The sequence below is a fragment of the Hyunsoonleella flava genome, from assembly GCF_004310325.1.
GTDB classification, from domain to species: Bacteria; Bacteroidota; Bacteroidia; order Flavobacteriales; family Flavobacteriaceae; genus Jejuia; species Jejuia flava.
The window spans coordinates 95772-122259 of record NZ_SIRT01000009.1 but is presented as its reverse complement, the minus strand read 5'-3'; the positions used below and the strand labels follow the sequence as shown (position 1 = coordinate 122259).

The following is a 26488-nucleotide window of genomic DNA, read 5'->3' as shown; positions in this document are numbered from 1 at the left end:
TTACCTCATTTTTATGAAAAACATCTTATTTCTAACTTTTGGTATGCTTTTGATTACTGGGTGTTCTGGTACAAAAAATTTAGGAGCAGATTTATTTTCTAAAGAAGAAAAAAAACGCATTATGGATGCAGATAGCTTAAAACCTATGCGCGTTTATAAAATTACCAATAAAACCGATTCGCTTTTACTTAGGCAAAAAAGTACCTACATCAAACCTGACCCAAACAACAGTATTCTTCAAAATTTCGTAAAACGTTTATATGCTACTGTTACAGATAGTATGTCTTTAGGTTTAGGTATTGCAGCACCGCAAGTGGGTATTTTAAAAAACATTATTTGGGTACAGCGTTTAGATAAAGACGGTTTACCCTTTGAAGTATATCTTAATCCAATAATTACAGACTATTCCAAGGACACACAAACCGTTCGTGAAGGCTGCTTATCTATCCCGGATAGAAGTGAAATTTTAAATAGCCGCTCAAAAGAAATAATTATTGAATACGATACTCTGGATGGCGTTCATCAATCTGAGACCGTCGAAGGTTTTACTTCTGTAATTTTTCAGCATGAGATAGACCATCTGAATGGTATTTTATATTTAGACCATCTTCAGAAGGAAGTAAATGATGCCAAAAAAGATGATAGCTAACTATTACTTCAGCTCCAACTTCTCTGCAAAATAATCGCAAAAATCTTTCATAGTAGCAGTCATTTTTTCATCTTGTGTGGCCCGATGAAATGTATTGGCCATAGCAACAAGCGTTTGATGAAAAAATATTTTCATATCATCTACTGGCATATCTTTTGTCCACAAATCTATACGCAACATTTCTTTTGCTTTATCATCCCAAACAGATAGCATCATTGCTTTAGCCTCAGCGTTTGTGATACCACCATCCTCAGCAGTCCAACATAATTTCTCTGGTATACGATTTTCATCAAGTTCTACATTCAACTCTATTTTAGATTGTATTTTTTCCGCCATTACTTACGAGGTTTAAACTTTGATTTATTAAAAATATCTTGTGGTTTGGTTTGTAACATGTTTTTTAAAGACACATCATTATTTTTCATATATGCCCTTACAATCTGCCAACCTATATATTGTCCAATACGCCCTGGTGAGTTTGTATCTATTTGTTCCAAGAAAAATTTACTAAAAGGTGCTGGGTTGATAAACCTACTTGGTAGTTTGGTGTCACTATTATAAAGTAACTCGCGCTCAACAAAATAACGCCAGATAAAATGCTCGTTTGTTTGCGCCCAATCCAGTTGTTCATCGGTGTAATTAATGCGTTGAGCTTCCGTTTTGTTTGGCAGCATCACATCCTTAAAATAAAGTTGCTTTCCAAAATAGATCATTTCATCCAGTAGTGTTTTTCTTTGAGGCTGATAAATATAGCGTTCAGCATATGCTCCAGCGATGTCTACTACAATTTGCTCACTCTCAAAATTGTGCCTTATAAATTTTTGAATACCTTCATAAAAAAAATGGTCTTTTCCTAAATAGGTATCTAGTGCTATCAACGCAATAGTATCCGTAACTATAACCTTGTTTCTATAATCGACATTTGAGGTTGTTGTAATTATACGAGGCGGATGAAACTCTGGAAAATAATACTTCAAATGATTGAACAACGTTTCAATTTCAAGCTCAACATCATCAAACGTTTGGAATTTATTCTCGACTTCATGAATCAATTCTTGCTGAAGTGTATCCTTCATCTTAGTTATCCAAAACGAATCTTTATACTTTTTAGGAAACATAAATGGATACGCCTGTTTTAACTTAGGCAAATCACGCTCCTGCGCATTGCCAAAAAATTGATCGAAACGCTCAACAGAAATATCAATATTTATATTGGCTATCTCACGTTCTACTTTGTTTTCGTCCTTGCATGATATCATGAGGATAGCTATCAAAAAAGCAAACAATATATTTTTCATGAAAATCTAAACGCTGTAAATTTTTATAAATTGAGAGTATAGGTTATTTTTGTTACAAAGGTACTATTCTCATATTTAATTCCCCTTGCTATGCAAACAGAAAAAGTTGTAAATCATATTGTAAACTGGTTAAAAGATTATGCCACAAACGCAGGTGTAAATGGTTTTGTGGTTGGTGTTTCAGGAGGCATTGATTCTGCCGTAACATCAACGCTTGTAGCCAAAACTGGTTTAAAAGTTTTATGTGTTGAAATGCCTATACACCAAGCAGAAAGTCATGTGTCTCGTGCCCATGAGCATATCGCTCAGCTTAAAAAACGCTTTGATAATGTTGATGATACCCGTACTGATTTAACTCCTGTTTTTGAAGAATTTAAAACTGAAGTACATTTAGATGGTGACCAAGCTACGGTTGATATGGCATTGGCTAATACCAGGGCACGATTAAGAATGACCACATTATATTATTATGCAGGTCTATACGGTATGCTTGTAGCTGGAACTGGAAATAAAGTTGAAGATTTTGGTGTAGGTTTTTATACCAAATATGGTGATGGTGGTGTAGATTTGAGTCCGATTGCAGATTTATTAAAGTCTGAAGTTTATGAACTCGGAGGCTATTTAAAAGTCCCAGAATCAATTATGAACGCTGCCCCTAGTGATGGGCTTTTTGGTGATGCAAGAAGTGATGAAGACCAAATAGGCGCTTCCTATCCAGAACTGGAATGGGCCATGAAAATGGATGATGAAGGGAAGACGGAAAACGAATTTTCTGGAAGAGAAAAAGAGGTTTTTAAAATATATAAGCGTTACAATGCCAATAACAAGCATAAGATGATTCCTATTCCCATTTGCGAAATCCCCAGTGATTTAATGTAAGTGTTGTAATATCTATATTTTTTTTAGTATTTTTGACTATTGGGTATATTCCCTAAGATAAACTATGATTCTCTCAAAAAAAACCATCATAGTTCATAAAACCCTAAAATATGATTAAATTATTGATAGCGGACCCTCATCCTATTATCAGAAAAGGACTTGAGCATTTATTTTCCGCTTCTTCTGACATTAAAATTGTTGGAAGTGTTGACAACGGCGAAGCCGTTTTAGAATTTCTGAAAAAGGAGCCAGTTGATGTACTGCTCTCCGAAATTGATTTACCAAAACTAAATGGATTAACGGTTTTAAGGCACTTAAAAGCAGATTTTCCTGATGTTAAAGCATTAATGTTTAGCGCACAACCAGAAAATGTTTATGGTTTTAACTCTATCAAAGCCGGTGCTGCTGGTTACATTTCAAAAAATGAAAATGTAATTACCGTAAATGAAGCAGTAACGAAAGTGCATAATGGTGGGATTCATTTAAGTAATGAGCTTACCCAAGAACTTGCTTTTGGAACCAGAAACAATAAACAAGGTAGATTCTTTAAAAAACTATCCACTAGAGAAACAGAGGTTTTAAAACTTTTGGCTATCGGAAAGAAAAACAAAGAGGTTTCCAAAGAACTAAACATTAACGAAAAAACTGTAAGCACGTATAAAGCGCGCTTAATGAAAAAACTCAAAGTTGATAATTTAGTAGACTTAGTTAATCAAGCGAAGTTTTTGGACTTATAGCACACGATTAAGTTTTCTAGATAACAACATTTTTAAACTAGAATACTCTTTAACTTCTTCGAGCACAGATTTGTTTATTTCAGATTTGTGCTCTATTGTTTTTTGCTGAAACTCAACTACCTTCTGCTCAATTAAAAAACAACGTAAACTTAGAATAGTTTCGGCTACCAATTGCGACACATTCTGTCCTTTCTCCTTAGGAAAAATGTTTTTACGATGCCAATCACTCAAACTATAGCGCTCATCTTCCATTAGAATGTTGGTAATTTCATTTGCCATATCAGCATCTACAGTATTGATAAAAGTCTTCAATTCAAATTCCGGACTTTGGTTTAATTTATCAATAATAGTGTAATATAAATGTTTGAATTGCGGGTTTGAAAATTCCATTTCATCTTCTTGCAGATCTAAATAAATTTTTTCGAAAACTTTTGCCTTTTGAATAATAGGCTCCAAAAGTAATTCGCCTTCCTCTGTTTCTTTAAGCACTAAATCCTCAAAATCTTCTGTTCTATCACCATATAGCAGTAGCACTTCTATTATTTTTCGCTCTAATATGTATTGAACATCAACCTTTTTTACAGGTTGTTCATGCTTAATAACTTCAAAACTTTTTCGCTCCTGCTGGTATTTTTTGTTCTCTTCCTTTAACTCTTTTTGATTGATTTGCGCCAAGGTAGTAAACAGAACCTCCTCGCTTATGTCCATAATGCGAGCACATTCTTGAACATAAACCTCCTTTTTTATCGTATCTGGGATTTTTGAAATACTATTTACAATGTCCCTGATAGTTTCAGCCTTTTTTATAGGATCATTTTTAGAATCCTCATACAAAATTGAAGCCTTAAACTGAATGAAATCCTTAGCGTTTTCTTCCAGATATAATGTTAGTTCCTCAAGTGTATTTTGTTTTGCAAAACTATCAGGATCTTCACCTTCAGGAAATGAACACACCTTTACGTTCATACCTTGTTCCAAAATCAAATCGATACCTCGCAGAGATGCTCTCATTCCAGCAGCATCCCCATCAAAAAGCACCGTGATATTTTTGGTTAGACGATTTATTAATCGAATTTGTTCTGAAGTTAATGCAGTTCCAGAGGAGGACACTACATTTCTAATTCCTGTTTGATGAAACTGGATAACATCTGTATAGCCTTCAACCAAGTAACAATTATCTTCTTTAGCAATACTTTGTTTAGCATCATAAATACCATAAAGCACTTTACTTTTGTGATAAACAAGACTCTCTGGAGAGTTAAGGTATTTGGCAGCTTTTTTGTCGTTCACTAAAATACGTCCTCCAAATCCCAATACACGACCGCTCATACTTTTTATGGGAAAGATGACGCGCCCTTTAAAGCGATCGAATTGTTTCTCGCCCTTTACAATAGTGAGCCCTGTTTTTTCTAAAAATTCAAGTTGGTATCCTTTTTTTATTGCTTCGTCAGTAAAGGCTTGCCATTCATTTAAAGCATAGCCTAAATCGAATTTCTTGATGGTTTCTTCCGTAAAACCACGCTCTTTAAAATAGCTTAAACCGATAGATTTCCCTTGATCGGTTTTATGTAATATCTTTTGAAAATAGGTGTTTGCATACTCGTTGACCAGATACAAGCTTTCCCGTTCATTGGCAGCTTCTTTTTGTTCATTGCTCTGCTCCGTTTCCTCTATTTCGATATTGTATTTTTTGGCGAGGTATTTTATAGCTTCGGGGTACGTAAAATGTTCGTGCTCCATTAAAAAAGCTACAACATTACCCCCTTTTCCTGTACTGAAATCTTTCCAAATTTGCTTTACTGGAGATACCATGAAACTTGGAGTGCGCTCGTCACTAAAAGGACTTAAACCTTTATAGTTACTCCCTGCTTTTTTTAATTGCACAAAATCTCCGATAACCTCTTCTACACGAGCGGTTTCAAATACTTGATCTATGGAATGTGCTGCAATCAATACGTTAAATTAATTAGAAACGTAAATGTACTAATTTTTGAAAATTGACTTGATATGAAAAAGACTTATCTATAAAACGGAATAGTTCTTTTATTTTAGGCTTTTACATCTAGAGCATCTCTTAATGCATTTCCAATAAGCATAAACGCCATTACTAACCCCATAATACAGAGCCCTGGTATCATGGCTAAATATGGTTTTCCAAGAATGATATAATTGTAATGATCTTTTATCATTGCCCCCCAACTTGCCATAGGTGGTTGAGCACCTATGCCTAAAAAACTTAAACCACTTTCAATTAAAATAGCAGCAGCAAAATTCGCTGCTGAAATAACGATAATTGGCGCCATGATATTGGGGAGAATATGCTTGGTAATAATTCTATAATCATTATAGCCCAAAGCTTTTGCGGCCGTTACATATTGCATTTCTTTTGTACTAATAATTTGTCCTCGAACCACTCTAGCCACCTCTACCCACATGGTTAAGCCCACTGCAATAAAAACTTGCCAGAATCCCTTTCCTAAAGCCAAAGTTATAGCTATTACCAGCAATAATGTTGGAATAGACCATGTAACATTAATTATCCACATAATAATTGCATCAACCTTTCCTCCAAAATATCCTGCTAAACTCCCCATAAAAACGCCTATAACAAGGGAAATAAATACGGCTACAAAACCTATAAAAAATGAAATTCTTGCACCCACTAAAATTCGACTTAGCAAATCACGTCCGTATTTATCAGTACCAAAAAGGAATGTTTTTTCTTTTATATAATCTTTTACATCCGAGCCTGAAAAGCTTGATAAGGGTATTACTTTTTCAACTCCTTTTAATCCATCTGATGCATATTCAGTATATGACAAATTATTGCCTGCAATATCATATTCCGAAATAGGGACTTCGGTATCCGTATTCTTAACACCAAAAAACAACTTACTTAACATATTTTGGTTGTTTTTAGCTTGAGAAGGTATTGTAAGCATTGTTACTTGAAATCCTGGTGGTTTTGAATGTATGGACAAATGCATTTGATTGGCGTATTGCGAATTATCTGGAGCAACTGCATAAGCAAAAATGGACACCAATCCTACAAACACGATAAAATAGAAACTGAAAACGCCCCAAAAGTTCTTTTTAAACTTTTGGAGCGCTAATTGTCTCAGTGAATTTGATGTGTTACCCATTAAAGGCTTAGTCTTTTACCTTAGCTACTTTTTTAATACTGTATGCCATTTTTAAATCTTCAAGCACATTTACAGCTTCTTCAACATAAACATCCTTACTTAAATTTTTATACCAACGCTCTCTTTTCTCTTTTAAGCTGGTTGTATCACTTTCAAATAATTGTTTTTCAAAGCTTGTTGGCAAAAAGGTTAAATTGGTTTTATAATTGGAAATCGCATCAAAGCGTTTTGCTTCTTCCTCATTTAATTCAATATGTTTTTTATAGCTTTCGTAGTTCAAAGAAAACTCTGTTTCATCAATTTGGTTTTTTACCCATTTGGCATTCTCTTCTATAAGTTTTAACTGATTGTTATTACTCATACGTTCCTTACTTTTACTTATGGCATTGTCATAATCAAAATAGTTGTCCCATATTTTATAATTGGCCGGATCTATTTCATCATAAGGTAAAGGATTGTCTTTTTCTTTCTCGCCTACTTCGATAAAACTAAAACGTCCAGGAACTTGCACATCACTTTTCACACCCTCCAACTGTACCGAACCGCCATTAATTCTGTAATACTTTTGCGTTGTAAAGGCTAAAGCTCCTAAATCTCCACTGGTATTATTTCGAACGGCATTGTTTAAGTTGTAAACGTTTTGTACCGTTCCCTTTCCATAAGTCTGTTTACTACCGATAACAATAGCTCGTTTATAATCCTGCATTGCAGCTGCCATAATCTCTGAAGCAGATGCCGACAATTCATTCACTAAAATCACCAAAGGACCGTCCCATGCAATAGATTCATCTCTATCGCGAAGTACTTCTTTTGGAACTCCTGTAGATCGTACTTGCACAACCGGACCTTCTTTTATGAACAATCCTGCCATATCCACAACGGCTGGTAAAGAACCTCCACCGTTATTTCTTAAATCTAGAATTAAACCTTCCATTCCTTCAGCTTTTAAACGTTCAATTTCTTTTCGAACATCGATAGCTGCATTCAAGTTTTTGTAATCGTTAAAATCTACATAAAACTTTGGCAGGTTAATAATGCCATACTTTTTATCATCTTTCTCAACCAGTGAAGCTTTGGCATAAGTTTCTCCCAATTCCACCACATCTCTTACAATAGTTACGTCTTCTATAGTGCCATCTACTTTCTTAACGGTTAATGTTACCTTGGTCCCTTTCGGACCTTTAATATATTTTATCGCATCACTAATGCGCATACCAACGATATCAATGCCCACCTCTTCATCTTCCTGCTTCACTTTCAGTATCACATCCTCTACCTCAAGCAATTGACTTCTCCACGCTGGACCACCAGAAATAAGCTCTACAATCTTTATGTAATCCATACGCTTTGTTAATCGCGCACCAATACCTTCTAGTTTCCCAGACATTTGCGTATCAAAATCTTCCTTACCTTTTGGAGCAAGATAGTATGTGTGCGGATCAAACTCCTCTACAATAGCATTTACATATGTTGAAAACCAATCTTCACGAGTTAGATCGTCAATATTGTCATTAAAATAGATGTTGATTGATTTTAGAGTGGCTTCTCTTGCCTCTTTCTCGATTTCTGCATCTGTCTTCATGACGTAGGACGGATCTTTTTCCTTTGCCTGTTTCTCCTGCTGCATAATATCGTCGTAATTTGAAAGGGTTGAAAACTTCAATTGCTTTCTCCAACGCTCTTTCATTTCCTTTTTGTTTTTTACAAAATCTATATTGTCATAGTTGGTATCAAACGTCTCATCTATCGTATAATCAAAAGGTTGTGACAACACTGCTTTATAGATAGCCTTAGCTTCATCAATACGGTGCTTCATACGTGTATGAACCACATTAAAAAATGTAATATCAAAGGCCTTTAACTGATCGTCCAATTCAGTCTTGTACTTTTGAAAATCCTTGTAATCAGATTCGTAGAAATAACGCTTTACTGGGTCTATTTGCTCAATGTAGCCGTTAAATAATTCTTCCGAGAAATTGTCATTGAGTTTGATTGGGTCAAAATGCCCATTCTGCAGTATATAAGTGATTACTTGTAATAATAATTTATCTTTATCAGTGTCATCAAATGTTTTTGAAGTAAAACTGCACGAAGCGAATGCCAAAAGCAATACTAGCAACAGAACCTTATAATTCTTTTTCATCATTTTCATCATATCTTAAATAATAGCTATTTCTTTTAGTTATCAATTTACTAAATTACTGAAAAAACCGTGCCATTGAACGGATGAGCAGCTAATTTTTTGTTAAAGCAAACAAAACAAGCGTTTACATAAGAAATTATGTATTTTAGCACTACTTAAAAATTAAGCCTATTTTATATTGGAAAAGCCCTTGATTTTAGTCACAAATGACGATGGCATTACCGCCCCAGGTATTAGAACTTTAGTTGATGTTATGTTGCCTATTGGCGATGTGGTAGTTGTAGCACCAGATAGCCCACAAAGTGCCAAAGGACATGCCATCACAGTAGATTCTACCTTATATGTGGAACAGATTGAAGTTCCTGGAGAAACCCACTTAGAGTACACCTGTTCCGGAACGCCAGCTGATTGTGTAAAATTAGCAGTTAGGGAAATTCTGGATAGGCGTCCTGATATTTGTGTTTCTGGAATTAATCACGGCTCAAACTCTTCAATTAATGTTATTTATTCTGGTACCATGAGTGCTGCCATTGAAGCGGGAATTGAAGGTATACCAGCCGTTGGGTTTTCACTATTAAATTATAAATGGAGTGCGAAGTTTGATGCCTGTAAAACATTTGTGAAAACAATTACTGAAAACGTACTACAACATGGCTTACAGGAGGGCGTTGTGCTAAATGTGAATATTCCTGATATTCCAGAAGCCGACATAAAAGGCATTAAGGTTTGCCGACAAGCTAGAGCAAACTGGGTTGAAGAGTTTGATAAACGTAAGAATCCGCAGGGAAGAGATTATTATTGGCTTACAGGTAAATTTGTAAATTTAGATGGTGGCGAAGATACCGATGAATGGGCATTGGAGCACAATTATGTATCTGTTGTACCCGTACAGTTTGATATGACTGCACATCGGTTTATAAAAAATTTAAATAATTGGAATTTATAAAAACGGAATGAAGAAAGAACTTGGAATAGGCGTTTTAGTTGGTTTAATAGCTAATGCTATAGGTTTATTTATTACAGCACAGATTTTGGGAAATGGGGATGATTTTACCACTGTAATAAAGGCGGCATATACCGAAGGCTTCTTAGGAAAACTTATTAGTTTAGGAGCGGTTTTAAACCTGATAGCCTTTTTTGTTTTTATTAAAAAACGACAAGATTATAGAGCTAGGGGCGTTTTACTCATTACAGTGTTTATTGCTGTTTTTACGTTTGTAATTAAATTATTTTGATTCTCTTTTAAATGAAATATTACATTCTTGCAGGAGAAGCATCAGGAGATTTACACGGTTCCAACCTTATCAAGGCATTGCAAAACGTAGATAGTGATGCTGATATTAGATGTTGGGGCGGTGATTTAATGCAAGACGCTGGAGGCAAACTAGTAAAGCATTATAAGGAACGTGCCTTTATGGGATTTACTGAGGTATTGTTCAACCTTAGAAAAATCTTCAAACTTATCTCTTTCTGTAAAAATGATATCGATAATTTTAAACCTGATGTTATTGTTTTTATCGATAATTCTGGGTTTAATTTACGTATTGCAAAGTGGGCCAAAGCTCAAGGTTACAGAACCAACTATTATATTTCTCCACAAGTATGGGCATCAAGAGCAAGCAGGGTAAAAGTTATTAAGCGTGATATTGACAAAATGTTTGTTATTCTGCCATTTGTAAAATCATTCTATAAAAAATATGATTATGATGTTGAATTTGTAGGACATCCTTTAATTGATGCTATATCCAATAGAACTCCAATTAACGAACATGAATTTAGGGCAGAATACAAGCTCCAAAACAAACCGATAATTGCCTTACTCCCAGGGAGTAGAAAGCAAGAAATAACAAAAATGCTTGCAGTAATGCTAAGCTTAATTGATGATTTTCCAGATTATCAGTTTGTAATTGGTGGTGCGCCGAGTCAGGATTTTGAGTTCTACCAAACCTTTATAAAAAACAAGAATGTTCATTTTATTCCCAATAAAACTTATGATTTACTGAGCATGTCCTACGCTGCTTTAGTCACTTCTGGTACTGCAACCTTAGAAACCGCATTGTTTAAAGTCCCACAAGTGGTTTGTTATAAAGGTAGCGCTATTTCATATCATATCGCAAAACGCATTATTACTTTGAAATTTATTTCTCTGGTAAATTTAGTGATGGACAAAGAGGTGGTTACCGAATTGATTCAAAGTGATTTTAATAAAAAACGATTAAAAACTGAACTTTCTAAAATTCTTGATGCTGACGCACGACACGACATATATCTGAATTATTATGAATTGGAAAAAAAATTAGGCGGAAAAGGTGCTAGCGAGAAAACAGCTAAACTGATTTATAAAGATTTGATTTCCTGATTTTTATGAAAAAATATATCCTTTATATTTTCTTGTTGGTAGGATTAGCCAATTGCAAATCATCAAAACGCACCAAGGTAGTTACCAAAAAATCTCGTGTTGAAACACAAGACGCTAAAGTTGCTTCCAGAACTAAATCAAACACAACAGAGCTTACATCTACCTCGACCCAAATTGTAGATTATTCCAAGCAATTTTTAGGCACACGCTATAAATGGGGAGGCACTACAAAACGAGGAATGGATTGTTCTGGTTTGGTACATGAATCTTTTAAAGCCCATCAAATATATCTTCCAAGAATTTCTAGGGATATGGCAAAAAAAGGCAATAAGATAAAACTTAAGCAAACTTTAAAAGGAGATTTGCTCTTTTTTAAGACAGGTAAAAGCCGAAGAAATGCCATTAATCACGTAGGTTTGGTAGTAGAAATAAAGAACAATAATATCTATTTTATTCATGCCACAACTTCAAAGGGCGTAATTATCTCTTCCATTAACGATGCATATTGGAAATCTGCTTTCGTAGAAGTAAGGCGTGTTTTATAAGTTCTTTATTATCTTGTAACTCATGAAATTACTCAACTTCACCATAATAAAGCTTACCATTTTCTTTATAGTTGGTATTTTAATTGGGTATCATTTCTCTATTGAAACTTATACTGTAATCGTTTTAAATATTGTTTCCGTAATAGTTCTCGCTCTTCTTTATGTAGCCCAAAAACGTCTATTTACTAAAAACATCTGGTTTGGCTTGGTTGCATATTTATGTATGCTGAATGCAGGCATACTAACTGTAAACCTTCACAATCAAAAAAGCTTTTCCAATCATTATTCAAATTATATTGTTGAAGATACAGCATCGCTTCACACCATAAACTTCAGAATAAGAGAAGTTTTAAAACCTGGAAATTATTACGACAAATATGTGATTGATATTCTTCAGGTTGATGAAAATAAAGCTATTGGAAAATCGCTTTTGAATATTGAAAAAGACAGTACTTTAAATCCTTTAAAGGTTGATGATACTTATATCGTTAGAACGGACTTTAAAAACCTGATAAACCCTTTAAATCCAGGTCAATTCAATTATAAGGCATATCTTAAAAAGAAATACATTTATCATCAATTATTTATTGAAGCCAACAGTTTATTAAAGCTTGACAATAGCCAAACTACCATTTTTGGAATGGCGAATACCTTTAGGGCACATGTAAATTCCAAATTAAAACCTTTCAACTTTAAACCGGATGAATTAGCTATTATCAACGCCCTTTTACTTGGACAGCGCCAAGATATTAGCGAGGAAGTTTATACCAGTTATACCAACGCTGGGGCTATACATATTCTAGCCGTTTCTGGATTACATGTTGGCATCATACTTCTTATTCTAAGTTTTGTTTTAAAGCCTATTGAAAGGATTAAACACGGTAAACTAATTAAAATTATTTTACTGGTTTTAATGCTTTGGAGCTTCGTCATTATTGCAGGTTTATCAGCATCGGTTACAAGAGCTGTTACGATGTTTAGCATCGTTGCTATCGGTATGAACCTAAACCGTCCAACAAATATTTACAACACACTTACTATTTCCATACTTTTCATTTTACTTTTTAAACCTTTATTTTTATTCGATGTTGGGTTTCAACTAAGTTACATGGCTGTTTTTGCAATAGTTACAATCGATCCCCTTTTATATAAACTTTGGCAACCAAAAAATTGGGTTTTAGACAAATATTGGCATACGCTTACCATTACCATTGCAGCTCAGTTTGGCATCATTCCGATAAGCCTATATTATTTCCATCAGTTTCCCGCGTTGTTCTTCATTTCTAATTTGGTCATTATTCCATTTTTAGGTGTGGTTTTAGGGCTAGGACTCTTAGTTATTTTAATGGCCGTTTTAAATGTGCTACCTCAACTATTAGCATCAATCTTTGGCACCACCATAAGCCTTATGAACAGTTTTGTGGGTTGGGTATCACATCAGGAAGCATTTTTGTTTAAAAACATTCCTTTTAATTTCCTGTATGTTTTAGTGTTTTATGGACTTATAATTACAAGTTTTAGATGGTTTTTCAGGAACAATTATTCAAACTTAAAATATGCCTTAATTGCTATTGTTTTAGTGCAAAGTGCTTTTATTTATAACAAATACACAAAGCCCAATAACCAATTCATAGTATTTCATAAAAGCAGGAATAGCATTATAGGACAGGTGTTTAACAACCAAATTACCGTAACTCATGATGTTGATAGTATTGCTTCATCAAAATATAAAATTGTACGGGATTTTAAAGTTAAAAAACATATTGCCCATTCTGTTTTTGACACCATTCCCTCATTTTATATCCTGAATTCAAAAAAAGTTTTGGTTGTAGATAGTTTGGGTGCCTACAATACCATCAAGTTACAACCTGATTATGTGTTGTTGAGGCAATCGCCAAAATTAAACTTAGAACGCCTGATAAGTACCTTAAAACCTGAAATCGTAATTGCAGACGGCAGCAATTACAAATCATATGTTGAACGTTGGGAACGCATATGCCAAAAACAAAACATCCCTTTCCACCAAACTAGCAAAAAGGGAGCATTTGTTATTGATTACTAAGTTATTTATCCTTCGAATTCGGCTTTAAAAGCTTTGTAATATTCATTAAAATCTTCTTGAGATTTTATTTTTTTATAATCATCACTTTTAAACAACTTTAGATATAATTCCAGTTGCTTCGGTTGTTGATAACCGCGTATTGGCGCAATGACATCTGCTTTTTCATCAAAAAACACAATAGTAGGATACGCATTTACTTGCAAGTATCTGGCAAAGTCATGAGCACTATTTCTAGTTTTTGCCTTGGCTTCGTTGTAGTTGGGGTTAGAAAAGCTTTTATCTTTGTACTTTACTACTTCATTGCCTTCTCCATTGAATTTTACTGCATAGTAGTTTTCGTTTACATATTCTACGACATCGGCATTGTGAAACGTATTTTTATCCAACATTTTACATGGACCGCACCATACGGTGTACACATCCATCATGATTTTTTTCGGAGTCTTTTTCTGAAGTTTAATCGCCTCTTCTAGCGATACCCAGTTTATCTCCTGCGCTATTCCCGAAACGGAAGTAAGGAGCGCAACTGCTATTATTAAAACTAAATTTTTCATACTCGATTTGTTGCAAATGATGTGCCGAACTTACAAAAAAAGCACCTAAATGGGTGCTTTTTGAATATTTTTTAACGCTTTTTTCGATTAACGTACACCGTGCATTAGTTTTTTAAGAACAGGATTTAAAACAATTGATAAAAGTCCAACACCTATTGGAATTAAAGTAAATATCAAGAAAAATGTTCCTAAAGAATATTGTTCCGAAATCTTATCAATCATTCCTCCCATAGTACCCGCAGCTTTCTGACCAACCGCAATTGCCAAATACCAAACGCCAAACATAAACCCAATCATTCTGGGTGGCACTAGCTTACTTAAATAAGATAGACCAACTGGAGAGAGGCACAATTCTCCCATGGTATGAAACAAATAGGCTAGAATTAAAAATATAATACTCACGGAAGCCGTTTTTGCTCCTGATGGAATATCTGATGCTCCGTAGGAAAGAATAGCAAATCCTAATCCTAATAATATCAACCCAAGTCCATATTTCATAGCCGCACTTGGGTTATACTTGCTTTCCCACCATTTAGAAAATAATGGTGCTAAACTAATAATGAAAAATGAATTTAAGATTCCAAACCAAGTGGCATCGATCTCTAGAGTAGGATTGATAAACTTATCATACAATCTATACATTACCAAGCCCCAAATACCCACGAAAGCTAATGCTAAAATAATGTTAGATAAACCTATCCTTGTGTATGTTTTTTTGAATAATAAAAATAGTACCCAGGTTATAATTATTAAAGGTACTGTTGTTAAAAGTGCATCTACAATTTTAAAAATAGTTGCTGAAGAGCCAATTAATTCTCTATTTGTATAGTCTCTCGCAAATAATGTCATTGAACCTAATGATTGCTCAAAAAACGCAAAGAAAAACACAGTAAACAAACCAAAAATAGAAACAGCAATAATCCTATCCCTAACCACTGGCAAGTATCTCGCAATCCTTGTAACAAGCAATAATAAAAATAGCACTAGTGCAAGTAGTACAATAAAGTTAGTTCCGCTTAAGCCCGCAACTTCAAAAGGCAAAAGGTTTATATCTTTAATTTTTTCTAACGGATCGTTAAACAAATACAGCAAACCTCCTATAGTAGATAAGGCAATTAAGATTTTATCAAAAAGCGTAAAGGGATTTAGCTTGATATCCGTTGCTACTTCTTGTTCTTCAGGACTTTCTTCATTTATATTTTGAGGCAACTCCACCTCGTATACTTTAGACGGTTTGGCTCCAATACTTCCAAAAAGAGAACCAGCCAACCAAAATTGAAGCATTCCTAAAAACATAAAAATACCTGCTAAACCAAACCCCCAAGACCATCCAAAATTTTCAGCCAGATACCCACAAAGCATCATCCCAAAAAATGCACCTGCGTTAACACCCATATAAAATATAGTGTAAGCCCCATCTTTTTTAGATTCTTTTCCTTTATACATTTCAGAAATAACAGATGTGATATTGGGCTTAAAAAAACCAGTACCTATTACTAGTAATGCCAAACCTAAATAAAAGGAAAATGTGGTTTCTAACGCCATAGCTGCATGCCCTAGAGTCATTATTACACAACCAATAACCACTGCCATTCGGTAGCCAGTAATTTTGTCTGCTATCCAACCTCCAATAATTGGAGTTAAGTACAGTAAAGAAGCGTAAGTTCCTATAAGCGATAAAGCATGCTCACGTGGCCAGTCCCAACCTGGGTTATCACTTGCAAATGGTGCCGTTAAAAATAGTACTAGTAAAATACGCATTCCGTAAAACGAGAAACGCTCCCACATTTCGGTAAAGAACAGTACAAAGAGTCCAGCTGGATGGCCAATTACTTTGTCTTTAAAAAGATTTTCAATATCTGTACTCATTATTGGTATGTTTTTAATCGTTGATTTCTGGATCAGCTAGCTCAAAACCTTCTGTTTCGTCATTGTGCATCATGCGCTCATTATCTTCAGCACCATGCGTTAATCGCTTAAGTGGTTTTAAAAGAAGAATAAACAAGCCTCCAATAATTACAGTAAAGATCAGAATACCAAGAAATACAGCATACTCTCCATAATCTGAAGCCGACTCACCAACGATACCAGCCACTTTATTTCCTAAGCCTGTTGAAGCAAAATAAACACCCATCATTAGAGACGCATATTTTATTGGAGCGAGCTTAGTAATAAAAGACAGCGCAACTGGAGATATACATAGCTCACCGATGGTATGAAACAAATAGGCTAACACTAACCAAATCATGCTTGACGTTCCGGATTTCTGAAATTCCATGGCAGCAAATACCATAAACAAGAAACCAAAGCCCATAATAATAATACCTAAAGCCATTTTAAATAATGATGATGCCTCTTTTCCTTTTAACTTGCGTTTTGCCCAAATGCTGGCAACTAATGTTGCAAACATTATTATAAAACCTGCATTTAAACTTTGAAACATCACTGTCGGTATCTCAAACAATCCAAAAAAGTTTCTGTCAGTGTTACTTTCTGTATATAAATTCATCAAACCTCCAGCTTGTTCAAAAGCACCCCAAAAGATTATAACCATTATAAATGATAATAATAGTACTAGGAAACGATCTTTGTAGACTTGAGTCTCTAATTCTTTATAAATCATCATTAACAACGCTGCAATAGCAGTAAGAAAAACGAATAACAATCCATATCCCCAGTCCATAAAATACCATCCTACCAACGATGCTGCTAATAATACCCCAGCAATTGATAGTTGCTTTGGAGAGCTAAACAATTTTGAATACAATTTGCCATAGGAAACCTCGTCTGCGTCATCTGCTTTAGGTGGTTCATAATTACCAACTTGTGTTAGATATTTCTGTCCCGCGATATAATTTATCAAACCTAAAACCATTACAATTCCAGCAAGACCAAAACCAGCATGCCAACCCCATTCAGCAACAACTAAACCAACAATCATTGTCGCCAATAAAGACCCCAAGTTAATACCTATATAAAAGATACTAAACCCTTTATCTCGCCTGATATCTCCTTCTTTGTATAAACCTCCAACCATAGTAGAGATATTGGGTTTCAACAAGCCAACACCTAAAATAACGAGACCTAAACCTGTGTAAAACGCCCAAATATCAGTAAGTACTAGAACGCCGTGCCCTAAACACAACACTATAGCTCCCCATAGTACCGCTTTTTTCTGGCCAATGAGTTTATCTGCAATCATTCCTCCAGGAATAGACATTACATACACAAGCATGGTATACCAGCCGTAAAGCGCTAAAGCTTCCTTACTTGTCCAGCCTAAACCAGCTCCTCTAGCATCATCGCCAAGAGTAGATGTTGTCATATATAAAACTAAAAGCGCCCTCATGCCATAGTATGAAAAACGCTCCCACATTTCCGTTAGGAATAAAATATATAGCCCAATAGGTTGTCCAAATAGTTCTCTTTGGTGTGGCTTTAATGTTGATGTTGCCATAAATTATGTTGATTAGTTAGTATTATCCCTTTATATTCGATTCAACCTTTTCTTCTTCTTTAGGTTGCTTAATTTTATCTCCCAAGGTTTCGTTGATAAAGCTAGTCATTTTTTTATAGAGGTGTTTTCTCGTATTGCCACCGTAAATACCATGGTTTTTATCTGGGTACATTGCCCAATCAAATTGTTTATCGGCTTGCACCAATGCTTCTACCAATCGCATGGTATTTTGAGCATGTACATTGTCATCGGCAGTGCCATGAACCAAAAGAAAATCACCTTTTAGTTTATCCACATGGTTTATAGGCGAATTATCATCGTAACCATCAGGGTTGTTTTGTGGTGTGCTTAAATAGCGCTCTGTGTAAATGGTATCATAAAAACGCCAGCTTGTAACTGGTGCAACAGCAATTGCCATTTTAAATACATCGTTACCTTTAAATAGGCAGTTGCTACTCATAAATCCGCCGTAGCTCCAACCCCAAATACCTATTCTATTTGCATCAATATAGGGCAACTCTCCTAATTGTCTGGCTGCTTGAATTTGGTCTTCAACTTCATATTTACCAAGATCGTTCTGTGTAACTTTTTTAAAGGCGGCTCCTTTAAAACCTGTGCCCCTACCATCAATACACACCACAACGTAACCTTTTTGAGCTAACATTTGAAACCAATAATCATTTGTACTGTTCCAACTATTAGCAACCGATTGCGACCCCGGGCCAGAATACTGTGTCATAAACAATGGATATGTTTTAGAAGCATCAAAATTTACAGGTTTTAGCATCCACATATTCAGGTCATTTCCATTTACATGTATGGTACTGAACTCCTTTTTTGAGGTTGTAAACTCTGAAAGTTTTTGGGCCAACCTGTCGTTATCCTTTATGCTTTTGATGAGATTTCCTGATGAAGCACTATTTAAAGTGTACTCTGGTGGTGTGGTGGCACTTGAGAATGTATTTATGAAATAAGAGAAGCCTGCGCTAAAAGACGCACTATTTGTGCCATTTGTTTTGGTTAATCGCTCTTTACTTCTTCCATTTAACTTTATACTGTAAACATCCCGATTGATGGAACCATTTTCTGTAGATTGATAAAAAATAGTTTTACGATCTTCGTCATAGCCATAATAATTTGTGACTTCCCAGTTTCCTTTGGTTACTTGATTGATTAAATCTCCATCTTTATCGTAATGGTAAATATGATTGTACCCGTCCTTCTCACTTGTCCAAATAAAACTATTATCTTTTAAAAACGTGAGGTTATCGGTAATATCAATATAAGCGTTATCCTTTTCGGCAAGTACTATTTCTGAAGTATTGGTTTCTGCATTTATAAACCATAGGTCCAGTTCATTTTGTTGACGGTTCATAAATTGCGCACTCAACACATCGGCATCATTTGTCCATTCAATTCTTGGAATATAAAAGTCCATGTATGCTTTATCAACTTCTATATCAGAAAGTTTATCCTTCTCAACATCATATAAATGAAGTGATACCTCAGCGTTCTTTTCTCCTGCTTTTGGGTATTTAAACACCTGCTGTTTTTGGTATAATTCTGTGCCATATATATCCATGGAAAATTCAGGCACATCAGTTTCATCGTAACGAATGAACGCAATTTTATTACTGTTTACATTCCAATCAAAAGCCCGTACTATGGAAAACTCTTCTTCATAAACCCAATCTGCTATGCCGTTTATAATTTTATTCTTTTCGCCATCAAACGTAAACTGAGTAACCTTATTTGAACCTAAATCTTTCACATATAAATTGTTCTCAAAACCGAATGCTATTTTATTGCCATCAGGCGAAAATGTAGGCTCTTGTATTTTATCATCAGAAACCTTGGTAACTGTTTTATCGTCAATATCATACACGTAATAATACCCTAAAGACGAACGTCTGTAAATGGATTCCTCCTCAGTTACCAACAAGACCTTTTGCTCATCGTCACTAAAAGTATAATCAGTAAAATAATTTAACTCTGGAATATCTCTAGAAGACACCAAGGTTTTTACATTCTGAAGTGTTTTGTAATCGTAAATATCAATGGATGTTGATCGTGTTGCTCTATCAAAGTTTAAAACAGAATAGCGCTGTCCGTTTTTCATGGAATGCAATACATCCATTCTTTCAGTTCTAAAAGCACCACTCCAAATATCTTCTAGGGTAATTTCTTTAGTTTGCGCATTTAGTGATAGAGAAAGGAAAAGGCAAACACAAAGGGCTAATTTTAAAAAGTTCATACGTTCGTCATTATCTTATTTCGATAGTTTATCAACTTCCACTTCTAATTATTTCATTAAAATAAAATTACAAATCATAGACATTTAGCCGAAAAAACTACTTAATTCATAAACCGATTTCAAGTTTACTAAAAATTATGTAATTAACCGAAATTATTAACAGTTAAATCATGCGGTTTACTTAGTTGTTCAATTTTCTTGCCAAGAGTAGTATCTTTGCACTTTAAAACGCTATGATGAGCAAAACAATTTCTGGTTTTTCTAAACTCTCAAAATCTGACAAAATTGATTGGATAGTTGATACGTATTTCCCAAATAACAGGAATGCCAAGGGTGTTTTAATGCAATACTGGAATACTGATGTAAAATTACAGCAATTACATGATGAGTTTATTGAGAACACCATAAGCAACTATTATTTACCACTAGGTGTAGCGCCAAATTTTTTAATCAACGGTAAAACGTATACCATACCCATGGCTATCGAAGAAAGTTCTGTTGTGGCGGCCGCTAGTAAAGCCGCTAAATTTTGGTTAGATAGAGGTGGTTTTACAGCTGAAGTAATTTCTACAAAAAAAATAGGACAGGTTCATTTTAAATTCAATGGAAACCAGCAACACTTATCATCATATTTCGCATTTATAAAACCCCGATTAATTGAAGAAGCAAAACATATTACCGCAAATATGGAAAAACGCGGTGGTGGTATTTTAGATATTGAATTGCGGGATAAAACTGAAGCTATTAAAGACTATTACCAACTGCACGTTTCTTTTGAAACATTGGATGCCATGGGTGCTAATTTCATCAATTCATGTTTAGAACAATTTGCAAAAACGTTTAAAAGCGGTGCATTGGATTTTGACGGCTTTGCCGAGGATGAGAGGCATATTGATGTAGTAATGAGTATTTTATCCAATTATGTCCCTGATTGTATAGTGAGAGCCGAAGTTAGTTGTCCTGTTGAACAATTATCCGAAAACAACGGTGTCTCAGGTGACGCTTTTGCTAGTAAATTTGTTGAGGCTGTAAAGATAGCAGAAATAGAACCGTATCGTGCAGTTACGCATAATAAAGGCATTATGAATGGCATTGATGCTGTAGTTTTAGCAACGGGCAACGATTTTAGAGCTGTGGAAGCTGGTGTACATGCTTATGCTTCTCGAAATGGTTCATATAGTAGTTTATCGCATGCTGAAGTTAAGGATGGTATATTTACATTTTGGATGGAAATACCATTAGCTCTAGGTACCGTTGGCGGACTAACAGGCTTACATCCGTTGGTTAAGTTAGCTTTGGAATTATTAGATAAACCCTCGGCAAAAGAGTTAATGCAAATTGTAGCAGTTGCTGGTTTAGCCCAAAATTTTGCAGCGCTACGCTCTCTTACAACTACTGGTATTCAACAAGGACACATGAAAATGCATCTGATAAATATTTTAAATCAGTTTGGAGCTACCGATTCTGAAAAACAAAACTTAGTTGAGCATTTTAAAACGGAAACTGTAACTCATAATGCTGTAGTGCAAGCTCTGAAAAACTTACGCAATTAATCACGCTCTAATCCATCATATTGAAAACATTTAAAAGTAACGGTAAATTATTAATAACAGGAGAATACGTAGTTCTTGATGGCGCCGTTGCTTTAGCTATTCCTACCAAATATGGACAATCACTTCATGTTGAATCAGTTAAATCACAACATATGGATTGGCAGAGTTTTGATCACAAAAAAAATATTTGGTTCGAGGGTAAATTTGGCTTGAATAATTTCGAGATTCTGACTCAACTTCAGGATGACGATACATCAGAAAGACTACAGCAAATATTACAAGCAGCGCGGTCTTTAGATGAAAATTTCCTGTCATCTGAAAATGGTTTCAAGGTTGAAACACATTTAGACTTTCCAAAAAACTGGGGACTTGGCACCTCGTCCACCTTAATCAATAATATGGCGCAATGGGCACATGTTGATGCATTTCAATTATTAGAACACACCTTTGGAGGCAGTGGATATGATATTGCTTGCGCTCAACATGATACACCAATCACCTACCAATTGAACAATAAAGCACCTATTGTAACCCAAGTAGATTTTAATCCGCCATTTAAGGAGCACCTTTACTTTGTTTTTCTAAATAAAAAGCAAAACAGTAGAGAGGGTATTGCCCATTACAAGGCTTTAAAAGCTGATTTAACACCTATTATTGCCGATATAAATGCCATTACGAAAGCGATAACCTTGTGCAAAAACTTAAATCAATTTCAAGAGTTGATATTCGCTCATGAAAAGATAATAGCAGCAACAACTAAACAACACACAGTACAATCTCTCTATTTTAATGATTTTGACGGTGCAATAAAAAGTCTTGGTGCTTGGGGAGGCGACTTTGTTTTGGTGTGTTCTGAAACCAATCCCACAAATTACTTTCACGAAAAAGGTTTTGATACAGTAATACCTTATACCGATATGATTTTAAAATAAAAAAGTCTCATTTTAAAAATGAGACTTTTCAGTTTTAGTTAGTTTTAGTTGTGTTTTTATTGTATTTGAAGTTCAGCTCTATTATCTTCAATTTCAGCTGCATCCTTTAGTGCATTGTACAACTTCGAGTTTACAACACTAGACTTTTGGGTCTCTACTCTATTTGCAAACGATTGGTAATTCTCCAATTCCACCGCTGGTGTTTTTTTAGTAACCTGCACCATGTACACACCTCTTTCTCCTGAAATTAGTTTTGAAGTTTCGCCTTCTTCCAGGGCAAATGCAGCACCTACAACCATTGGCTCTCTACCTGCACCAGAAATGGTAGGGTTTTTCATATTCACCGCTAGAGCTGTTCTAACAGTTGTGTTTTCGGCAGTAGCAACATCCTCTAAAGTAGTTGCCGTAACGCGTTCTTTAATCATTTCAGCCTTACGCTCTTTTCTTATCTTAGGCAATACTGTTGCCGAAGCATCTTCTACAGCCATTAAACCTTCCTCGTGTTTTGCAACCAGTTGCGCCACTACATATCCTCCTGAAATTGTAAAACGCTTTATATCGCCTATCTCGGCCTCATCTTCAAACGTCCAACGCACTATAGGTCTTTGATTACCAATACCGGGAATGTTCTCATCAAGAGCTTTCACACCATTTACCGGACGAACCGCATAATTGTTTGCTTTTGCTACTTCTTCAAAATCACCTTCTTTTGCTTTAATCTCAAAATTTGAAGCATCTCTAAAAACAGCGTTTATGGTTTCTTCAGAAGGTTCTATCTTTCTAGCAATTGTACCTACCTTAACACCTTCTTTTTCATGTCTTTTGTCATCAATTCTTATAATATGATATCCGAATTGAGATTTCACAATATCCACTGAACCTTTTTTGTTGTCAAATAAAAATTTAGCAAATGCTGGATCAAAAGCCAATGGATTAAATGTAGAGTAACGTACCCAACCAATACTCCCATCATTTCCTTTTGATCCATCAGTATTTATCTCGTTGGCCACTTCATTAAATTTAGCTTTATTATTCTTCACCAACGGAAGCAAACTATCCACCTTCGCCTTTGCTTGTTCTTCAGTCAAAATAGTTTCGGCAGTAGCTGCTCTAGAACCCAAGAAAGGAACAATAATATGACTAGATTCGATTGAGTCTAAAATCTTTTTGAATCCAATTGCTTTGGTTAATTTGAAGTAACCATTATCCTTATAAGGTCCATAAACTTCATTTTTCTTTAGATTATAAATACTATCTACAACAATCCCAGAAAAACTTTCTCTAAAAACAAAGCGATCTTGAAACTTCACGTCCGACTCTGCAGTTAAATTGATATATTCTTCATGATTCTCTACAGCTGAAAACGCGTCTATAGGATCAGTTCTTCCATCTTTATCTTTTATTCTTCCTGTTTTAAAAACCTTAAGGTCATCCTTTATAGCATTTTCATCACCTACAGTTGCCGTTTCTTTAAATTCAACAAATTTAATATCCCTAGAAGCTTCAACTTCATACTCACTTTTGTGATCTTTAATATATGCTTGTATGTCTGATTTAGTAACCGAAATAGTACTATCGGCAATTTTAGTGTAAGGTATTTGCACAAATTTAATATCTACCTTATTTCCTTCTAGCTGATGCTCCAACTCCCCTTCAGCAAGAGTGCCCACTAAACCAGCCTTAACTAAATTAAAATAGTTTTGCTGTAATGCATTTGCAGCAACATTTTGTTCGTAGTTTATCCAGCTTTGGTATTGTTCTTCTGAAGTGTTTTTTAAGTTAGCAATGTACTCGTTCAATTTACCCTCATCAAATATCCCTGCTTCGTTTGAGAATTGCGGATTACCAGCCAAGGCAGTCTTTAATAAATCTCGCATTTGGTCTTTCTCAATTGAAATTCCTAATTTTTCATATTGAGCGGACAAGACAGCTTCTCTTACCTCTTGATCCCAAACACGGTTCATTACCTGTGTACTTGTAGCATTTGGCCCCATTTGACGCTGCATAATTTCCACTTTTTTCAAGAAGTCCTCACGATTGATGTCCTTACCATTAATGGTTGCCACGGTATTTTGTGACCTTGCTGAAAGTGCATCGCTATTTCTAAACAAATCTGCTAATACAAAGGAAAATAATGCCAATGCAATAATTAATATCAAAAATAATGAGCGTTGTCTAATTTTATTTAAAACTGCCATGTGCTTTGTAAATTTTAAGTCGTTGAGCTATTTTTTATCAATTCTTCAACTAATGCTTCAATATCAAATTTTAATATTGATGTTTGAAAAAATATCGTGCGCGAAAATACCATTTTATATCAAATAATAAAAGGAGAAACAGGCAATTATTGCTAGTTGAACCTTTGAAGGGTAAAACATCTAATCTTCGTTCATAAGTTTAACCTCTACTAAATCAATTTTAGTATTGGAAACTTCTAAAATTGTGAATTCGAAAGCATCTATCGCAATAACTTCATCCTTTTGGGGAATTTCTTCGGTATGATTTACGATTAACCCTCCCAAGGTTTCATAGTTTTCATCTTCTGGAAGATTAATTTTATAGGTTTCATTAATATAATCTACCTCCATTCTTGCTGAAAACTGGTAGGTTTCATCGTCTATTTGTTGTTCTTTGAACACAACAGTATCATGTTCATCCTCAATTTCACCAAATAGTTCTTCAACAATATCTTCCACTGTCATTATCCCAGAAGTTCCTCCATACTCATCTAAAACCACAGCAATACTTTTTCTTTTTTTTATTAGAATATTTAATACATCGCTCACCAAAACGGTTCCTGGCACAAACTCTACAGGTAGAAGAATAGATTTGATGGTCTTTGGTTTTTTAAACAGCTCAAAGGAATGTACATATCCTAAAATATCATCTATTGAGTCTTTATACACCAATATTTTGGAGCAGCCAGTTTCAGTAAACAAACTATTTAGAGATTTTACGGTGTCATTGATTTCAACAGCAATAATTTCAGTTCTGGGCACCATGACTTCCCTTGCTTTCACCTCTGAAAATTCCAATGCATTCTGAAAGATTTGAATCTCTGAATCTATCTCATCATGCGCTTCAACAGATTCCATTTGTTCGCTAATATAGTTCCCAAGTTCAACCTTAGAAAATGCCATTTGAATGTTGTCACCCTCGGTTTTAAAAAAATACTTTAAAACCAAATCTGATATCCAGATTACAAAATCTGATATCCAAGTAAATAGTACATAAAAGATGTAGGCCGGAATTGCCAAAACTTTTACAAGTGTGTTGGCGTAAATCTGAAAAAACACTTTTGGCAAAAATTCTGCCGTGATTAAAATAACAAACGTAGAAATAACGGTTTGTGTTAATAAGCTTAAGTCAGTCAATAAATAATTAACGAAGGTATTATTAGTGGGCAATAGCGTTTGAAACCAGTTTACCAAAACATCTCCCATAAAAAATCCATAAATCACTAGTGCAATATTGTTTCCAATAAGCATAGTGGTAATAAATTTTGATGGTTTTGCAGTTAATCGTCTTAAAACAGTAGCGAGAATGCCTTCTTGCTTCTTCTCAATTTCAATATGAATTTTGTTAGAGGACACATAAGCAATCTCCATCCCAGAAAAGAATGCAGAAAGAATTAAAGACAATACAATTATAACAACATAAAGTGTCATTTATTTGTCTCTATTTTCAAATTTTTTCATAAACTTTCTTCTGAAGAAGAACATGAAAATTGCCGTAATCCCCAATAATATTGAAGGATAAGCAATTTCCCCATTTGCAGAATATTTTGAAATTGCATCATAAATAAATAATGCTGCAAAGACTAAGTAAACAAATTGAAAAAACTTAGCGTATTTCATATACTTTTAATAATTATACCGCAAAGATACTTAAATTGAGGGTTTTAATGGTATAGATGAAGACTC

The 26488-nt window shown here is 34.8% G+C and carries 22 protein-coding genes; 10 read left to right on the top strand and 12 right to left on the bottom strand.

The annotated features are described in order from the left end of the window. The first annotated feature begins 13 nt into the window (after positions 1–13). Positions 14–649 carry a peptide deformylase gene (gene def / locus EYD45_RS11325; protein WP_130964663.1) on the top strand — a complete coding sequence of 212 codons (636 nt, stop codon included), beginning with the start codon at positions 14–16 and terminating at the stop codon, positions 647–649. Positions 650–652: 3 nt separating this feature from the next. Here the strand turns inward: def and gldC are convergent, their stop codons facing one another. Together gldC and gldB are read right to left on the bottom strand one after the other, a co-directional pair. Beyond that, positions 653–985 carry a gliding motility protein GldC gene (gene gldC / locus EYD45_RS11320; RefSeq protein ID WP_130964662.1) on the bottom strand — a complete coding sequence of 111 codons (333 nt, stop codon included), beginning with the start codon at positions 983–985 and terminating at the stop codon, positions 653–655. Beyond that, positions 985–1947, bottom strand: coding sequence for a gliding motility lipoprotein GldB (gldB, locus tag EYD45_RS11315; RefSeq protein WP_130964661.1), 963 nt, complete (start codon positions 1945–1947; stop codon positions 985–987). The genes gldC and gldB overlap by 1 nt, the downstream gene beginning before the upstream one ends. A gap of 90 nt (positions 1948–2037) precedes the next feature. Between gldB and nadE the strand changes: the two genes are divergently transcribed. Together nadE and EYD45_RS11305 are read left to right on the top strand one after the other, a co-directional pair. Beyond that, positions 2038–2826 (top strand): NAD(+) synthase, encoded by a 789-nt coding sequence (gene nadE / locus EYD45_RS11310; protein WP_130964660.1) that lies wholly within the window; start codon positions 2038–2040, stop codon positions 2824–2826. Positions 2827–2936: 110 nt separating this feature from the next. Continuing rightward, positions 2937–3563 (top strand): response regulator, encoded by a 627-nt coding sequence (locus EYD45_RS11305; protein WP_130964659.1) that lies wholly within the window; start codon positions 2937–2939, stop codon positions 3561–3563. Here EYD45_RS11305 and dnaG read toward each other — a convergent pair. The 3 genes from dnaG to EYD45_RS11290 form a co-directional block, all read right to left on the bottom strand. Beyond that, positions 3558–5516 carry a DNA primase gene (gene dnaG / locus EYD45_RS11300; protein WP_130964658.1) on the bottom strand — a complete coding sequence of 653 codons (1959 nt, stop codon included), beginning with the start codon at positions 5514–5516 and terminating at the stop codon, positions 3558–3560. The two genes, EYD45_RS11305 and dnaG, sit on opposite strands and share 6 nt — an antisense overlap. Before the next feature lie 95 nt (positions 5517–5611). Continuing rightward, complete coding sequence (locus tag EYD45_RS11295) at positions 5612–6706, bottom strand: ABC transporter permease (RefSeq protein WP_130964657.1); 1095 nt, start codon at positions 6704–6706, stop codon at positions 5612–5614. 7 nt (positions 6707–6713) lie between these two features. Beyond that, positions 6714–8849, bottom strand: a complete 2136-nt coding sequence (locus EYD45_RS11290; protein ID WP_130964717.1) for a carboxy terminal-processing peptidase — start codon at positions 8847–8849, stop codon at positions 6714–6716. Positions 8850–9024: 175 nt separating this feature from the next. Here EYD45_RS11290 and surE point away from each other — a divergent pair, with 175 nt between their 5' ends. Genes surE through EYD45_RS11265 form a run of 5 tightly spaced genes read left to right on the top strand, consistent with a single transcriptional unit; the run spans position 9025 to position 13815 of the window. After that, positions 9025–9795: a 5'/3'-nucleotidase SurE gene (gene surE / locus EYD45_RS11285; RefSeq protein ID WP_130964656.1), complete on the top strand. Its 771-nt coding sequence runs from the start codon at positions 9025–9027 to the stop codon at positions 9793–9795. 7 nt (positions 9796–9802) lie between these two features. Continuing rightward, on the top strand, positions 9803–10084 hold the full coding sequence (locus tag EYD45_RS11280) for a hypothetical protein (protein ID WP_130964655.1): 282 nt from the start codon (positions 9803–9805) through the stop codon (positions 10082–10084). An 11-nt stretch (positions 10085–10095) separates the two neighbouring features. Beyond that, positions 10096–11208, top strand: coding sequence for a lipid-A-disaccharide synthase (gene lpxB / locus EYD45_RS11275; protein ID WP_130964654.1), 1113 nt, complete (start codon positions 10096–10098; stop codon positions 11206–11208). 5 nt (positions 11209–11213) lie between these two features. Continuing rightward, positions 11214–11753: a C40 family peptidase gene (locus tag EYD45_RS11270; RefSeq protein WP_130964653.1), complete on the top strand. Its 540-nt coding sequence runs from the start codon at positions 11214–11216 to the stop codon at positions 11751–11753. Between the two features lie 22 nt (positions 11754–11775). Further along, positions 11776–13815 carry a ComEC/Rec2 family competence protein gene (locus EYD45_RS11265; protein WP_130964652.1) on the top strand — a complete coding sequence of 680 codons (2040 nt, stop codon included), beginning with the start codon at positions 11776–11778 and terminating at the stop codon, positions 13813–13815. 5 nt (positions 13816–13820) lie between these two features. On the opposite strand, the gene EYD45_RS11260 is transcribed toward EYD45_RS11265, so the two are convergent. The 4 genes from EYD45_RS11260 to EYD45_RS11245 form a co-directional block, all read right to left on the bottom strand. Then, the gene (locus tag EYD45_RS11260; RefSeq protein WP_130964651.1) at positions 13821–14369 is read right to left on the bottom strand and encodes a thioredoxin family protein; all 549 of its coding nucleotides are present in this window, start codon (positions 14367–14369) and stop codon (positions 13821–13823) included. 87 nt (positions 14370–14456) lie between these two features. Continuing rightward, the gene (locus tag EYD45_RS11255) at positions 14457–16238 is read right to left on the bottom strand and encodes a peptide MFS transporter (protein WP_130964650.1); all 1782 of its coding nucleotides are present in this window, start codon (positions 16236–16238) and stop codon (positions 14457–14459) included. Positions 16239–16251: 13 nt separating this feature from the next. Continuing rightward, positions 16252–17826: a peptide MFS transporter gene (locus tag EYD45_RS11250; RefSeq protein ID WP_130964649.1), complete on the bottom strand. Its 1575-nt coding sequence runs from the start codon at positions 17824–17826 to the stop codon at positions 16252–16254. Positions 17827–17848: 22 nt separating this feature from the next. Then, complete coding sequence (locus EYD45_RS11245) at positions 17849–20080, bottom strand: S9 family peptidase (protein ID WP_130964648.1); 2232 nt, start codon at positions 20078–20080, stop codon at positions 17849–17851. Positions 20081–20316: 236 nt separating this feature from the next. Here EYD45_RS11245 and EYD45_RS11240 point away from each other — a divergent pair, with 236 nt between their 5' ends. Beyond that, positions 20317–21633, top strand: a complete 1317-nt coding sequence (locus EYD45_RS11240) for a hydroxymethylglutaryl-CoA reductase, degradative (RefSeq protein WP_130964716.1) — start codon at positions 20317–20319, stop codon at positions 21631–21633. A gap of 20 nt (positions 21634–21653) precedes the next feature. Beyond that, on the top strand, positions 21654–22565 hold the full coding sequence (locus EYD45_RS11235) for a GYDIA family GHMP kinase (protein ID WP_130964647.1): 912 nt from the start codon (positions 21654–21656) through the stop codon (positions 22563–22565). A 56-nt stretch (positions 22566–22621) separates the two neighbouring features. On the opposite strand, the gene EYD45_RS11230 is transcribed toward EYD45_RS11235, so the two are convergent. From EYD45_RS11230 to EYD45_RS11220, 3 genes are all read right to left on the bottom strand, one after another. Then, on the bottom strand, positions 22622–24763 hold the full coding sequence (locus tag EYD45_RS11230; protein WP_130964646.1) for a peptidylprolyl isomerase: 2142 nt from the start codon (positions 24761–24763) through the stop codon (positions 22622–22624). Positions 24764–24943: 180 nt separating this feature from the next. Further along, complete coding sequence (locus EYD45_RS11225) at positions 24944–26233, bottom strand: hemolysin family protein (protein ID WP_130964645.1); 1290 nt, start codon at positions 26231–26233, stop codon at positions 24944–24946. Then, a complete protein-coding gene (locus EYD45_RS11220) occupies positions 26234–26422 on the bottom strand; it encodes a hypothetical protein (protein ID WP_130964644.1) in 189 nt (62 codons plus the stop codon). Between the last annotated feature and the right edge of the window lie 66 nt (positions 26423–26488).

Bases quoted from the DNA above. Each gene is read 5' to 3' on its own strand.
- def (WP_130964663.1), top strand. From the start codon at position 14: ATGAAAAACATCTTATTTCTAACTTTTGGTATGCTTTTGATTACTGGG.
- gldC (WP_130964662.1), bottom strand. From the start codon at position 985: ATGGCGGAAAAAATACAATCTAAAATAGAGTTGAATGTAGAACTTGAT.
- gldB (WP_130964661.1), bottom strand. From the start codon at position 1,947: ATGAAAAATATATTGTTTGCTTTTTTGATAGCTATCCTCATGATATCA.
- nadE (WP_130964660.1), top strand. From the start codon at position 2,038: ATGCAAACAGAAAAAGTTGTAAATCATATTGTAAACTGGTTAAAAGAT.
- EYD45_RS11305 (WP_130964659.1), top strand. From the start codon at position 2,937: ATGATTAAATTATTGATAGCGGACCCTCATCCTATTATCAGAAAAGGA.
- EYD45_RS11295 (WP_130964657.1), bottom strand. From the start codon at position 6,706: ATGGGTAACACATCAAATTCACTGAGACAATTAGCGCTCCAAAAGTTT.
- EYD45_RS11290 (WP_130964717.1), bottom strand. From the start codon at position 8,849: ATGAAAAAGAATTATAAGGTTCTGTTGCTAGTATTGCTTTTGGCATTC.
- EYD45_RS11280 (WP_130964655.1), top strand. From the start codon at position 9,803: ATGAAGAAAGAACTTGGAATAGGCGTTTTAGTTGGTTTAATAGCTAAT.
- lpxB (WP_130964654.1), top strand. From the start codon at position 10,096: ATGAAATATTACATTCTTGCAGGAGAAGCATCAGGAGATTTACACGGT.
- EYD45_RS11270 (WP_130964653.1), top strand. From the start codon at position 11,214: ATGAAAAAATATATCCTTTATATTTTCTTGTTGGTAGGATTAGCCAAT.
- EYD45_RS11265 (WP_130964652.1), top strand. From the start codon at position 11,776: ATGAAATTACTCAACTTCACCATAATAAAGCTTACCATTTTCTTTATA.
- EYD45_RS11260 (WP_130964651.1), bottom strand. From the start codon at position 14,369: ATGAAAAATTTAGTTTTAATAATAGCAGTTGCGCTCCTTACTTCCGTT.
- EYD45_RS11255 (WP_130964650.1), bottom strand. From the start codon at position 16,238: ATGAGTACAGATATTGAAAATCTTTTTAAAGACAAAGTAATTGGCCAT.
- EYD45_RS11250 (WP_130964649.1), bottom strand. From the start codon at position 17,826: ATGGCAACATCAACATTAAAGCCACACCAAAGAGAACTATTTGGACAA.
- EYD45_RS11245 (WP_130964648.1), bottom strand. From the start codon at position 20,080: ATGAACTTTTTAAAATTAGCCCTTTGTGTTTGCCTTTTCCTTTCTCTA.
- EYD45_RS11240 (WP_130964716.1), top strand. From the start codon at position 20,317: ATGAGCAAAACAATTTCTGGTTTTTCTAAACTCTCAAAATCTGACAAA.
- EYD45_RS11230 (WP_130964646.1), bottom strand. From the start codon at position 24,763: ATGGCAGTTTTAAATAAAATTAGACAACGCTCATTATTTTTGATATTA.
- EYD45_RS11225 (WP_130964645.1), bottom strand. From the start codon at position 26,233: ATGACACTTTATGTTGTTATAATTGTATTGTCTTTAATTCTTTCTGCA.
- EYD45_RS11220 (WP_130964644.1), bottom strand. From the start codon at position 26,422: ATGAAATACGCTAAGTTTTTTCAATTTGTTTACTTAGTCTTTGCAGCA.